This window comes from Azohydromonas lata NBRC 102462 (assembly GCF_001571085.1).
GTDB lineage: Bacteria > Pseudomonadota > Gammaproteobacteria > Burkholderiales > Burkholderiaceae_C > Azohydromonas > Azohydromonas lata.
In genome coordinates this window covers 38506-51704 of the sequence record NZ_BCTC01000016.1, presented here as the reverse complement: position 1 = coordinate 51704, position 13199 = coordinate 38506, and the positions used below count along the sequence as shown (strand labels likewise).

Sequence of the window (13199 nt, the reverse complement as noted above, 5' to 3'; positions counted from 1 at the left end):
AGAACTCCCGCTGGACGATCCAACGAGGAACAACGATGCCGACTGCCAGCCCGTCCATCTTGTCTTTCGCGCGCACGCTGGAGCCCAGCCACATGCTGATGTTCAGCGCGCCGGCCATGACAAGTCCCGTGTCCGAGATGGTGCCGGTGACGATCCGGGAAGAGCCCCTGCGGGGCTTGAACGCGACATCGAAGACGCCGCTCGAAAAGCGCGACCAAGCCATTCTTCAGGTCGTCGAGAGCAGCGAGCTGGCTCCCGGCCATGAGGTCCTGGTCCTGCGGGGCCGGCTGCTGGTCAAGAACCGCTACGCCACGCCACAGGCGTGCAGCGAGCCCGGATTCCTGCAGTTGCATGCCGAGGTGCTGGAGCAGGTCAAGGGCGCCGACGCCGGCATCACGGAACTCAGCACCCGCTATGCCATCCAGATCGCCTGCGGCATGCTCGGGTGGCGCAACTTCCTGACGGCTCAGCGGCACCGGATGACGGTGGAACTGAACAGCGAGCAGTTGGACTTCGACAACCTGCTGCGTGACGAGGCCGACCCGTTCTCGCTGGACATGGCGCGCTACGAGGCGTACCGCAGGGGGCTGCAGACTTTGGCCGGGTGGATCGCCGAGGCGCTGCAGCGAGACACCGGCCACGGCACCATGCTGCGGCTGCAGGCCAGGTACCTGCTGGGCCTGGGCGCCCGGGTGTATCCCAGCCAGGAGTGGCCTTCCGAGGACCAGAAACGTGCCTCCCAGCGCCGCTGGCCCGGCGGCGAGGGCGTTACGCGCATGCTGGCCAAGCTGCGGCTGCCCGATGGCGGGTTCCAGGCCATCATCAACGACCGCAAGGCGGGCAACGCCTTGCGGCAAATCGACACCTGGTATCCCGATGCCAAGCCAAACAGGCCCATCGCCGTCGAGCCCTACGGTGCCAACTCGCATGAGGCCCGCGCCTACCGGCGCACGACAGGAAGCATGAAGGAGATCATCGAGCGTCTGGCCAGAAGCGGCCCCCCGGCACTGAGCCGCGAGGACCGGTTGTTCTACACGGCCTTGTGCATCCGCGGTGGCGTGTTCGGCGGCACCGACGAGTGAAGGAGGCCGCTATGCTGAAGCTGTCCGCCCTGCACTATGTCGATCTGGATTTCACCGACTCCATCGAGCCGCCATCGCACTTGGTCCCGCTGGCCTGGCGCTGGATGCATGGGTTCAACCATGCACAGGGCTCGGCAACGGAGCGAATTGGCATCGACGTGCCGGGCTGGGGGTGCGGCCAGCGCGTACAGGGTACGCCCGCCCGGCTGCGGCTGTTTGGTACGCAACTGGCACTGAAAGCGTTCATCTCGGGTTCGCCGCTGCCGCGCATCCGGGCCATGGGGGTGGAAGTCGGCGCGGTGATACCGGCGCCGACGACGCGAGGCTATGCCGCGGTTCGCCGCGACAACGCCGCCGACAAGGACAAACCCTCACGCATCCGGCGCAGCCTGCGTCTGGGCAACGCTGCGCCGCCGCCCAGGCAGCACATGGCGGACTTGGTCATTGCCTGCGCCAGCCAATCAACAGGCCAAATGTTCGAGCTGAAGTTGCGCAAGGTCTTGGCGAATCCGGCGGCCCCTACCTTCAACAGCTTTGGTCTCACGCTGGACGGTGGACTGCCGCAGTTCTAAAAACAAGCCGCATATGCTGGAGTTTCAGCACCACGCCGATAAATGCACGACGAGCCAATACAGCAAAAGGAAGCAATATGGGACACACAGACAGGTTGGCCATCGCCAGAATGGCAATCCGCATTTTGGAGCCTCGACTACGGTCCGAGGGAAAATTTCACGCAGCCGCACCCAAAATGCCACAACATTATGAACTAGAGATTGGTAGACTTTCTCTCATACTGGGCGAAGGCATACTACTACTACCCAACGACACCGCGCTTTCCTCAGTATTGAACGTGTGGGAATCCAATCAAGGCAAAGTTCTGTGCGTATCATGGCATCCAGAGCGCCCGTGGCACCCACCGCACATCAGTAGCTTGAAGCCCGGGCGGTGGATGGATGAGTTGCATATCTGCAATCAAGCAACATGATTCAGAAGCAATCGCAACCTCATTAATTGAACCCAGCCATAAAATCAATCATCTCCGTATTAAGCTTTTCAAAGGACTCAAGACTACTTTTTATGGCCCTATTGTGCACCAAAACATTATCTTGAAAGCCCGACTGGAAACCGCTTGAGTTTTTATAAATGTCTCTAGCCACAATCATACGATTTATTATTGAAGCGTTTTGGTCGATATCGCTAATTTTCTCTATAAATTTCTCGTTGCGCAAAAACTTATCAGGAACCCCAAGAATAAGCAAGCCAGTAAAATTTTCTTTGAGCGAGGCCAGCGGCGCATTAAGCGCCGTTTTTCTGGTTATTATTGAATTCTCCTCTCTCTCTATCATATCGACATTCCAGCGAACAGACGCCGCATTATTTCCCAATCCAGCCCTAATCAAACCCAGAATATTCTTATACTTGGCTCGCTCATCCTGTCTTCTCTTAAACGCATCCCACATCATGGTCAACAGAAAACCAAAGGTTGCCGCGGCTATACCAGCCAAAAATGCAATCACATGACCATTAAAATCCTTCGAGTCCATCCCGAGACGCGCAGAAATTGCCGCAGTAAAATCAAAAAATTGATCCATTTTGCGTCTCTCAGCCAATAGATATCCAATCGCCCAATCTCTAGCCCAGCAATCGCACCACCCATGCAATAAAAGAAATCGGTGCGATGATGACGGCGAGCATGATTCCGATGCGGGCAAACAGCCAGGTTGTGAACTCGTATGGACCGTAGACAGGCGCCTTACCAAAAATGAAGCCGATCACGCCCACGGCAAATATGCGTGAGCCAGGATCTCGGCAATCATCGTCCAAGGCCCAACTGAGCTTGCGGACGGCCCACAGTCCCAGTCCTAGTGTCACCAATCCTTCCAACGGACCACTTGCGCCGAATTCCACGTACATCCAGACCCACGCCGCAGTTGGCCAACCGAGCGCGTCAATGATCGCCAATCTTTTGCGGGTCATGGCACGTCCTCCTGGTCGTTCCCCTCCCGCTTTCCCTCGCGCATCGCTTGGCTCTGGAGGAAATCATTCAATTGCTTCTGGTATTGTTCAACCACCTCCAGTTGCGGCCGGAGTTGTTCGGTGAGGGAAATTATTTCTGCTGCGGACATGGTAGGCCCAATAACAGGAATTTGCGCAGTACACGGCGATGCAGCTATAACACCGGCCAATGCGATAACAGGAAAGACCCTCATAAAACCGCTCCTTACTCGCTTAGCGCATCTTCGATGGGGGTGATTGATACCTGAACACGGTATTGCTTTGCCATACCCTGCGGGATGGTAGAGATAATTTTCCTCAAGGCCTCTGCTGGCTTGCTGGTTGTGAGCTTCGTGCACAACGCGTCGCTGTCTTCGCACCAACTGCTTGACGGGGGTGCAATTGATACAGGAACGTCGCGAGATTCCGAAACAAACTTAGTTGCGACAGGTTGTCCTGGGTAATTCACTGTCGACGCCTCAGCCAGGTCTTGCTGGCCTTTGCGTTCCGGAATGTTGGCTTTTACGACTACCACGCTGACAGCGATGATGCCAACAAGCAGTGCCGCTACCGGCCATCGTCGCAGGCGAACAACCGTGCCGGTAGGCATCGAGTCAGTCGCTTCTCGCGCTGGTCCATCAGCGAACAGCCCTGGATCGAATTTGAAATGGTCAGCCGCGCTCATGGACATGACCTCCTTGGTTTTGCACTACCTCGAAGAATCTGTTCATAAATTCCGCTGACTCTGCTGGATCAGTCTCTCCATCCCCAGAGAGTGGCGGAATAGATTCAGCGCAACTAACCAACTCCGCCAGCTCTATATCCGGTTTCTTCCACTCGCGGCGCTCACTCTCTAAAGCGGAAGAATCGACACCCTGCTCTCGAATCTTGAAACGCAGACCAATGGCATCCAGTGCAGCCACGATTTCTCTGAATAGCGCAATGGCATAGCCATCTTCCAATTGAAATTCTGCGTTTTTGTAGTGTTGTCCGCCACTGCACTTTGGCCTTATGTAGTTCTCACGAGCGAGGATGACCGCTATTGCCAAGTATTCCTCGACTTCAGGAGTCATGGCGTCTGCAGCGCTTCGCTCAACAAATGAACACCCAATATTTCCTGCAGCCTTTTCAAGCGCAGCCAGTTGAACGGCGTAATAGCGCGCATTCAAATAGCGAATCACCTTGTCTGCAATTGGCATCGCCGAAATACTCAGAGCTTCATCCATTGCATGCTCCATAAAATAAACAGGTGAATTGGATATGCGGCGTAGAAGATCCAGCGCAGCCGCGGCAAGGCAAAGTCCAGGCGTGATGCGATCAGCACGATGGGCAAGGCTGCAAATGCCCACGCATTGCCGTTGACCGGCATCAGAAGGGCTATGCACACCATCCACGCCAGAGCCGAACGCCATGACGGCTCCCGCCACCAGTACCAGGCCGCCACAGTGGCGCCAATGGCAAGCCACCAGAATTCGACAAGCACGCCCGCCAGCACGGCCAGCACCAGCGCAAGCATCAAGCCCTTGCGACCGCGCTGTAGCAAAGCAATCACGGCCGCACTCGTGGCCAGGGTGAACAGGATGTTCAACGGCCACCAGCGCCCCTGCTGCATGCCCATGAACGCCGGCGATGCCAGCGCCGCGAAGATCAACATGCGGCGCACTGCACGCCATGCTGTTGCCTCATCGCCTCGTGCGAGATTCCATGCCAGCACGATGCCGAAGATCGGCATCACGACGCGCCCGACATCGAACATCCAGGGTACGTGGCCGTGGTACAGGTACTTGTTGGTGTGGTCCACCACCATGAGCGCCAGTCCCAGCCACTTCAGCGCCTCGACGCTGCCGCTGGATAGATGTGGCGCGCGCCAGGTGCCGGGGGGTAGCCCGTAAGTTGCGCGCGCCGCCTTCACCGAGACCTCGCCGGGCTGTTCACTTCGCGCTGTGGCTGCACATGCACCGTGTGGGCACGCTGCGCGTTGATGTCATAGACGCGGGCTTGGGGCAGTGGCTTGCCTGCCGCCACCATCTTGTCCAGCATCTCCCCGCCCTGCTTGAGTAACGCGGCAATCTCTTGCGGTGATTTGTGCTGCGATTTCAGGTAGGCCTCCAGTACGCCCAGGGCTTCCTCCCGTCTCACAAGCACTTCATCGCGTTGCTGCGCTTGTGTAGGCGCAGCGGCGGCCGCCGCCTGTTGCTGTCGCCCGGCCGTCTGTTCCTGAGCAGGCTCGACACGGTTGATCTGCTGATCTTGCAGCCGGATCGCCAACCGTTCCCGGTCCGCACGCGTGGGCTCGTAGCCATGCGACTTCAGCCCACGCAGCGAGGCCTCCATCCATGCCGCGGCCCGGAATGCTTCCGTGCCCTTGAGATGCAGCCCCTTCCACCCTTTGGCTTCGGCCAAGTCCACCATGGCACGCGCGATCTCGGGCTCGTTGCGGTGGGTGGTCACTGCGGTGTCCCGGTCCACAAATGCCACATGGGCTTGGTCGTGACGATAACGGTACTCGCCGGCGTTGATGGTGAAGCGCTCGGCCAGCGATGCCAGCAGTTCCTGCCGACGCCGCTCGGCCGGATCCACAGGGGCCTCAGGGGCCGCCAGGAATGGATTTTCTGGAGCACCAGGCTGATGGGCCGGAGTCGCAGGAGCAGCTGGCTGCTCCGTGGAGCGCTCCCCTGCCTTGCCTGTCTGCGAAGACCCTCCTTGCCCCTGCGCATTCGAGCGCTCGATGCTGTTGACGATGGGCTCGGTCCTGGCCGCCAGCGGCGGCGTTTCAGGAGACGTGGTACTCCGTTGTGCCTCATGACTTTGCGCAGGCTGCGGCTGTTGCTGCTGTCGCGCTTGCGCTGTATCTGCAGGCGCTATAGGACGTTCGGCGACGGTCCGCTCCGGCCTCGGCCGAGGCGGCAGCTGCAAGTTGACGGGCAACGTCTGCTGCGGCCTAGCTTCATTCCCCCGCAGCTGTAGCTGCTCACCACGCAGCGAGCCATTGCGGCCTCGCGCTATCTCGATGTTCCTGGCCGGCGTCTCGCCCAGGTACTGGGGCAGCTCCTCCTTGCTCAACCCCGGGTGCCGTCCCAGCACCGTACTGCCGGAGCCATAGGCAGTGACATCAAACCGCAGCCCTTCGGGTGTCTGCATCTTGATGTACGAGAGACGCTGCACCTCCTTGCCGTCGATCTCCATGCGGCGTACCGGCGCGGCCTGCACCTCCGCTGCACCTTGTGCCTTCGACGCAGGTTCAGGCGTCCGCGTAGCTTGGCTATGCTCTTGCTGGGCAGCATTCTTCTGCGGCACCTGGGCGGCGTGATGCGGAACGGCTTGTGGCGACTTACCGCGAGCGGCTTGCGCTACTTCGGCCGCCGGAACGTCGAGCTGCTGGCCGGCGAGCTCACCAGTGCGGCCGTTGAACTTCGCAACTTCATGCCCCACCGTCGGGCCAAGGACCTTGGTCAGGTCGTTCTTGTCCACTCCATTGAATTCCGCCAGCGGCTGGTTGTTGCGGTCCAGCGCAGTCAGATCGACAAACACCCCGTGCTCGGTCGAGTGCTTCTCGAACGCCAGGCGTCCAACATCTACACCGTCGATCTGCAGTCGCGTCAAGTTCATGACCGGTCCTTCTTTCTGCGGTTGGGTGGGCGTAGCGGATTGGAGCGCCTGGCGCTTGTCGTACTCAGCCTTCCAGGCCTTGAATTCCTGCTGCCCATCAGAGGTGGCTTGTGACGGTATTCCCAAGGTGGCACGCACGCCGACGATGAAATTGGACCGATCATCAATGGGCAAGAACTCCAGTTCCTTGCCCATCGCCTTGATGACCTGCTTCGCCGTCTTGCCCTCGGCAAACTGCGCTTCAATGCCAGCGGTCAGCCCACGGCGGTCAGCAACGTCCCGGTGCCATTGGGCGTTTTCGTTTACCCAGTGGTTCGGGTCCTGGCCGACTTGAACACGCGGCGGCGTGGCGGGGGTTTGCTGGTCGCTCACGGTCTGTCCTTTCGGCTCGGTCGCTACCTGGGTGGCAAGGGTCGGAACTTCGGGCTGCCGCGGCGGCTCTGCAGTGAAAGACAGCGCGGAGACGGCCTGCTGCTGAGGAACAGGTACAGGAGCTGGCTGGGTCCAGTCGTCCGTTTCCACAGCCTTGGCGGGCATGCGCTGACGCGCGGCCTCGTAGCCGGCACGAAACTCCGGCGCCTCATCCAAAAAGATGTGCTGCCAGTGACCGTCCTTGTCCAAGGCGGTGATGGCGACGGGCAGAACCGAAAGGTTCTCGTACCTGCCGGTCCTGTCTTCGAAGCCGGAGACCCGGTGCTGAACCACTCGCGGTTGCTCCTCGCGCCGAGCAGCGTAGAAAGCCTCGCCGGCCAGGCGTGCGTCGTCGTAGAAGCGTGGCTCGCGTCCCTGCGCCGTCAGCTCGAAGGCTCCGGGGATCTCGTAATCCCGGATGGTCCGCTTCGCTGTAGACGGCTGATTGCTCGGCACCTCTGGCTCAGCAGGCAGCGGCGGCGGCATCTGCGCCTGCTGCGGCAGCGGCGGCGGCGGCGGCATCTGGGCAACGTGCTCGCTAGGCCGCATCACGCGCTGACACGTCTCCTTGTTGAGGACCACGCCCGAGTTGGCCAAGTCGATCAGCTCGCCCACGCGCTGGCCGTCGCTACCCTGGCGGACTACTTGCGCCTTGATCTCGGCCAGCTCGAAGTAGCCCACAAATGGCTGTCCCGCCGGCGCAACCTCGCCCGCGTGGAACGCCTTGTGGTACGTCGAGTGGGGCGACATGCGCACCAGCATGTTCACGGCATGAGCAAGATCCTCGGGCCGGTCCTTGAGCTCCAGCACCCGGGGCGTGGGGCTGCGCGCGCCTCGGCCACCAAAGAGTTCTCGCAGGTCGGACTGGATATTGAGGTACACGGGCGTCTCGCGCATGTGAGCCACGAGTTCCGCTCCGGTGCTGGGCCCAACACGCACGACAGGAGCCGATGCCCGGTCCAGCAACTCCTCACGATGGGCCACCACGACCTTGGACGTCTTGGTTTCCACCGTACCGGCGGCGTCATTGATGGCTCGCGCAGTAGGCTCGGCCGAGATGCCCAGTTCGCGACACAGCGCCTGCTGCGCCGCAATGGGATCAGCCGGCCGGCGACCTTCCTGCAGCAGCTGCCGCACCTCCTCAATCGGCCTGAAGACAAGCTTGGCGGTATCGAGTTCCTTGCCGGCCATCTGCGCCAGCTCGACCATCCGATCCACGTGCGGCTTGTAGCAGTCGGGCACCAGGACCTTGCAGTCGAGTTTGCGGACGTCGATCTCCAGAGGCGCACCGTCCTGCCGCCCCATGAGGATGCCGTCGCTGACGCCAAAGAGATCCGCCTGCTCCACCAAGGACTTGCCGTTGGCGACGAGGACAAACTGAAAGCCTGCTCCCGGTTCATTGGCGTGCTTTACGCCCTGGTACGTCAGGCAGCCGTTGTTCTGAGGGCAGTCGAAGAACAGGTACTTGTCTTCGGCAACGTGTTGCCGCTCGGCATCGGTGAACTTGAATGTGGCATCGCCCCGCGCTTCCAGGGCCGCGGTGGATGACAACTTTCCCGTCGTGATGATGCCTTCCAGGCCCCGCAGGGTGCCGCCGTGCGTGAAGGCAAGGGTGTTCGTGATTGCTGACGCGGACATGAGGCTTCACCTCAATTCGACGCCACGGCACTGTGCGCCGGGGGCTGGTCAAGGACATTCGCCGCGGGCTGCGCGGCGTAGACCTCGATCTCCACACGGCGGTTCATGGCTCGACCTTCGGCGGTTTCATTGCTGGCAACCGTATCGCCAGCGCCCTGCCAAGTGACACGGATGCGGTTGGGAGCGATGCCTGAGCGCACCAGCACCAGTTGCGCTGCCTCAGCACGCAGTCGTGCGATACGCGCATCCGCCGCGTTGTCGCGCAGTGCATCGGTCCGTCCACGCAGAACCACTATTGCGCCGTCCTTGGCAGTCTCAATGAGTGTCTGCTGTGCTTGTGGCGACAGCGACAGCTTGGTACTGCCCACCGGGAAACGCACCGTGAAGATGGTGTTGTTACCCCTGGTGGTGGCGTCGATGACGGGGATGCCACCGCCACCGGTGCGCAGCGCCACAGGCCGGGCCATGGCCTGCGCCTCGCCCAGCATGCGCTGTGAAGCAACTTGTCGGCTGGCCAAGGCCAGTTCAACCCGGGCACGCTGCAGCTCTCCCTGCAGCTTGAGCGCTTCGATGTGGGCTGGGTCGTTCGCCGGTTGACGGCTGGACTCACTGGCCTGGGGAGGCTTCGGGGGCGAGGCGCATGCACCAAGCAGTGATGCCACCACCAGCGCGGCAATCAATCCGGAAGTACGGGAAATTTGGTGGTTCATGCCTATTCCTTCACCGTTCACGGCCGTTTTCTTCCCGGCTGGGTGTGTTGCGCAGTACGCGCAGATCAAGCTCTTGCGCGACACCGTTGGGCTCGCTGGGGGCTCCCTCCGCTTGAGGTTTGTCGGCCTGTGCTTTCTCGTCCGCTGCAGGACGGCGCTTGCCAGGCTTCTTCTTGAAAGTGATCACGCCGTCGCCGTCTACCTCTATCTCCTTGCCGAGAGTGGTCTTCGGCGATGCTTCCTGCCCGTCACTCTCAGCAGGAGGCTGAGTGCGCTTGGGCTTGACGGACTTGGCCACCATGTGAACCGTGCCGTCGTTGCCCACCTTGATGTCCACGCCGATGGCGTTGGGCTCGGCCTTGGGCCGCGGCGGCTTCGGCGGTTCAACCTCAGCAGGTGCAGCCTCGTCCTGAGGCTGATCCATGCGGCCGAAGAACGCACCCAGGAACTTCTCTGCTTCCTCTGGTGGCGTGTCTGCCGCGGGTGGCGTGAGGCCATGGGTGTCGATGGCGATGCGCTCAATAGGCATGTCGCCCAGCCGACCATCCTCCGGCTTGGCCGGCCGGTGCCGCATGTCGGTGCGCGCGATATGCAAGTCCAGGTTGAGGGGCTGCACGGCAATCGGATCGATGGCGCGCAACTTCATCTCCGGGTCTTCGTACCAGCGTGCCTTCTGCGCCAGGATCGGCTTGACGCCTTCGTAGATGATGATTTCGTTGTCGGCACCAAGCTCTTTGACTTCCTGGGGAAGCATCAACGGCCGAGATTGCTCGCTCTCGTTAGAGGACGTGCTGCTGCTGCCACCTCCCTTGCCGCTGGAGTAACTGCGGCCGCGGCTGGTACGCCGCTCGGTATAGGTGCCCAGCATGCGCGAGTAGAGCTCCGCATCTGATTGTTCTTTCGGTGCGAACAGGATCTGGCATGCACAGGCGGTGGCAATGGCCTGTGCCGTCTCCTTGCCGTAGGTGGCAGCCAACTGCGCCATCGACTGCACAATGATGAGCAGGCGCAGGTTGTATTGCGGCATGAAGCCGATCCCGCGCGCGATCACGTCGATGCGCCCGGCCGCGGTGAACTCGTTGAGCAGCACCAAGCACTGGTACTTGAGCGCCTTGTTCTGCTCGGGCAGTTCCTGCACGTTGGCACTGATCATCTGCGTAATGAACAGGTTCAGCAGCAGCTTCGCGGGAGCCAGCTCGTCAAAGGGCATCACGAGGTAGACCGTCATGCGTTTCTTGCGCAGGTCCGCCAAGTCGAAGTCGTTGCTGCTGGTGGCCGCGTCCGTCACCGGATCGGCGAACGCCTTGAGCGGACCGGTGAACGTGCTCACGATGCCGGTAAGCGTCGTTTCGGCGGTGTTGGCCAGGAACCGGGAGAACGCAGCCACGCAGTCGTAGGACAGCGGGGAATCAGAGCGCTCGCGCTTGTTGATGATCTCCGTCAGGTACTCGCGGATGGGACGGCCGTCGCTGGAGGTAATGCGCAACATCTGCCCGATGGTGCGCGGCAGGTTGGGCGTCTCCAACAAGTACAGGCCCAGCGCCAGGAAGAGGTTGTTGGCCTGGTCGGCGAAGAAGTTGCCGGCGTCGGCGGATTTCGAGTCGTCGTTCGGAAAGATGATCTGCGCAATCTTGAGCAGGTCCTTCACCCGCCACTGCGCTTCAGTACGGACATAGCCCAAGGGGTTGTAGCGGTGCGAGCATCCGCCCGTGTCGAACGGGGCGAAGACGTAGACCGCCTGCCCGTGCTTGGCCCGGAATCCCGAGGTGCTGTCGCGCAGGTCTCCCTTGATGTCCAGGACTACCGCAGAGCCGTCCCAGTTGTAGAGGTTCGGCTTGGCAACTGACACATCCTTTCCGCTGCGCGGGGGGGCTGCCAGCAGCACGTACTGCTGGCCCGGCAGCGTGAGGTAGCGCCGCTGGTACTTGCCAAGGATGATGCCTTGCCCGTCGAGCAGCTTGGCTTTGCGGACCTCGCCCTCGTTGGCAAACCGTGCCTCGCCATAGAGCGCACGCTTGCGCTGTGCGCCCTTGTACAGCGCCAGCGGCACCGCGACGTAGGCCAAGCCGAAGGCAAGCGCCATGGACAGCAGCAGTTGCCGCTTGTGGCGCTCGTCGTCGCCGTAACGGTCCCAGTAGCCCGGCAGGGAGTTCCACTGGGCGCGGGTCGGGTTGGTCTTGTTGGCGGCCAGGAAGATCATCGCAGACAGCCACAACCCGGCGATGGTCAACAGAACCGCGAGAAGCAGCCCGACAGTGCCCTTGGCCAGTAAGCCTAGTGCCCGTTCGCGCTCGGTTTCTCCGGCCTTGCAGGCCATCACAAGCTGGCCGCCAAGCCATACCAAAACTTCGGCAACCAGCACGCCCAGGATGCCCCACGCAAGGCTCGTGGATGAGGTGCCGCCGGCCCAGGCCCCTGCGATGACCGCCACGCCCGTGACGAGTCCGCACAGCAAGGCAATGTTGAGGTACTGCTTGGGCGCCACGGTGGAAGCAGCGACCACCTGGTTTTCGGTTGCCTGGCTCATTGGCGGCCTCCGTGTGCCAGATCCAGCTTGCGCTGCGGGTCGTAGTCAATCTCGCGCACGTAGCGGCCCGTACCGTCATTTCCGAATTGGATGACGATGTCCACCGTGAGCGTAAGCAGCCGCTTGATTTCCTGGTCGGTCAGGCCTGCGCCGCCTGGGGCCTGCCGGATCATCAGTGCCATCTGCTCGTAAGCCTCGGTGCACGAGCCGGCGTGCAGCGTGGTCATGCTGCCGGGGTGGCCGGACGCGGCGGCACGGACCCAGAAGATGCATTCGTCGGAGCGCACCTCGGTGAGCAGAATGCGGTCGGGACGCATGCGCAGCGCAGCCTTGAGCAGTTCCTTCGGTGTTGTCTTGGTCTTGCCGGCGTCCGAATAGAACAGGTGGACCGAGTTGGGATGGCTGGGCAGCAGGATCTCCGGCACGCTCTCGATCGTCACCAGCCGCTCGGCATGGCCGATCTCCTCAGCCAAGGCCTTGAGAATGTGTGTCTTTCCTGCGCCGGTCTGGCCGCTGACTACGATGGTCTTGCGAAGCTGCACCGCGCGCAGCAAGAACTGCGCATAGCGGCGTGCCTTCATGAGTTCCAACAACTCCATCTCATGTTGCTGGAGCTGGTTGGGCTTTTCCACAACGCGGTCGAACAAACCCGCGGCTTCGAGGTCGGCCAGACGCGGCGTGACACGGGATGGCCGCCGGATCGTGATGGAGACCGTATCGCGCGGAACGGCAGGCGGAATCACGAACTGCACGCGTTCTCCACCCGGCAGGCTTGCACTCAGCAAAGGCTGTGTTTCGTTGATATCGTCATCGAAGTACGTGGCTACAGCCACGGCCAGTGCGCGACACTGTTTGAAGTCCATCGGAACTTCGTGCTGCTCCCAGCCCCGGCTGGCCGACTCGACAAACACCTCCCCAGGCCGGTTCATGATGATTTCGAGAACATCGTCGCGGTCCAGGAATGGCTGCAGCGACGTCAGGAGCCGGCGCACCGGCAGGTCGTCCCGATTGTTCATGTGATGGCCCTCAGCAGCTTGTCAGCAGGACCTCAGGTGCCGCCTCGACCGTCACCAGACGGTCAGCATGCTCGGCTCGTTGCGCAAGCGGCTTGAGCGCATGCGTTGCTCCCGCACGAACAGGCCCAGCGATCACGACCGTATGGAACGGCTGTTGAGACCTCTTCAGCAGCCGGTGCACCAGCATGTGGTTTCTGGTCAGCATATGAGC

The 13199-nt window shown here is 61.4% G+C and carries 13 protein-coding genes; 2 read left to right on the top strand and 11 right to left on the bottom strand.

Annotated features, from left to right (window positions below; genetic code table 11):
• The first annotated feature begins 35 nt into the window (after positions 1–35).
• A complete protein-coding gene (locus ALA01S_RS08315) occupies positions 36–1082 on the top strand; it encodes a type I-F CRISPR-associated protein Cas7f/Csy3 (protein ID WP_066334632.1) in 1047 nt (348 codons plus the stop codon).
• An 11-nt stretch (positions 1083–1093) separates the two neighbouring features.
• Entirely contained in the window at positions 1094–1654 is a 561-nt protein-coding gene (locus ALA01S_RS08310) for a type I-F CRISPR-associated endoribonuclease Cas6/Csy4 (protein WP_066334629.1), read from the top strand.
• Between the two features lie 435 nt (positions 1655–2089).
• Here the strand turns inward: ALA01S_RS08310 and ALA01S_RS32690 are convergent, their stop codons facing one another.
• From ALA01S_RS32690 to ALA01S_RS32670, 11 genes are read right to left on the bottom strand one after another with little or no spacing between them, the layout of a single operon-like run.
• Entirely contained in the window at positions 2090–2674 is a 585-nt protein-coding gene (locus tag ALA01S_RS32690; RefSeq protein WP_157118834.1) for a hypothetical protein, read from the bottom strand.
• 40 nt (positions 2675–2714) lie between these two features.
• Entirely contained in the window at positions 2715–3059 is a 345-nt protein-coding gene (locus ALA01S_RS08305) for a hypothetical protein (protein WP_066334628.1), read from the bottom strand.
• A complete protein-coding gene (locus tag ALA01S_RS32685) occupies positions 3056–3292 on the bottom strand; it encodes a hypothetical protein (protein WP_157118833.1) in 237 nt (78 codons plus the stop codon). Before ALA01S_RS32685 ends, ALA01S_RS08305 begins: the two co-directional genes overlap by 4 nt.
• A gap of 11 nt (positions 3293–3303) precedes the next feature.
• Positions 3304–3762 carry a hypothetical protein gene (locus ALA01S_RS32680; protein WP_157118832.1) on the bottom strand — a complete coding sequence of 153 codons (459 nt, stop codon included), beginning with the start codon at positions 3760–3762 and terminating at the stop codon, positions 3304–3306.
• Complete coding sequence (locus ALA01S_RS32675; RefSeq protein ID WP_157118831.1) at positions 3749–4303, bottom strand: hypothetical protein; 555 nt, start codon at positions 4301–4303, stop codon at positions 3749–3751. The genes ALA01S_RS32680 and ALA01S_RS32675 overlap by 14 nt, the downstream gene beginning before the upstream one ends.
• Positions 4288–4989 carry a TraX family protein gene (locus ALA01S_RS08300; RefSeq protein ID WP_218011441.1) on the bottom strand — a complete coding sequence of 234 codons (702 nt, stop codon included), beginning with the start codon at positions 4987–4989 and terminating at the stop codon, positions 4288–4290. Before ALA01S_RS08300 ends, ALA01S_RS32675 begins: the two co-directional genes overlap by 16 nt.
• Positions 4986–8735: an LPD7 domain-containing protein gene (locus tag ALA01S_RS08295; protein WP_066334626.1), complete on the bottom strand. Its 3750-nt coding sequence runs from the start codon at positions 8733–8735 to the stop codon at positions 4986–4988. Before ALA01S_RS08295 ends, ALA01S_RS08300 begins: the two co-directional genes overlap by 4 nt.
• 11 nt (positions 8736–8746) lie before the next feature.
• Entirely contained in the window at positions 8747–9445 is a 699-nt protein-coding gene (locus tag ALA01S_RS08290; RefSeq protein ID WP_084267343.1) for an OmpA family protein, read from the bottom strand.
• 10 nt (positions 9446–9455) lie between these two features.
• Positions 9456–11972, bottom strand: coding sequence for a type IV secretory system conjugative DNA transfer family protein (locus tag ALA01S_RS08285; protein ID WP_066334622.1), 2517 nt, complete (start codon positions 11970–11972; stop codon positions 9456–9458).
• Positions 11969–12988, bottom strand: a complete 1020-nt coding sequence (gene virB11, locus ALA01S_RS08280; protein WP_066334620.1) for a P-type DNA transfer ATPase VirB11 — start codon at positions 12986–12988, stop codon at positions 11969–11971. Before virB11 ends, ALA01S_RS08285 begins: the two co-directional genes overlap by 4 nt.
• 10 nt (positions 12989–12998) lie before the next feature.
• Positions 12999–13193, bottom strand: a complete 195-nt coding sequence (locus tag ALA01S_RS32670) for a hypothetical protein (RefSeq protein WP_157118830.1) — start codon at positions 13191–13193, stop codon at positions 12999–13001.
• Between the last annotated feature and the right edge of the window lie 6 nt (positions 13194–13199).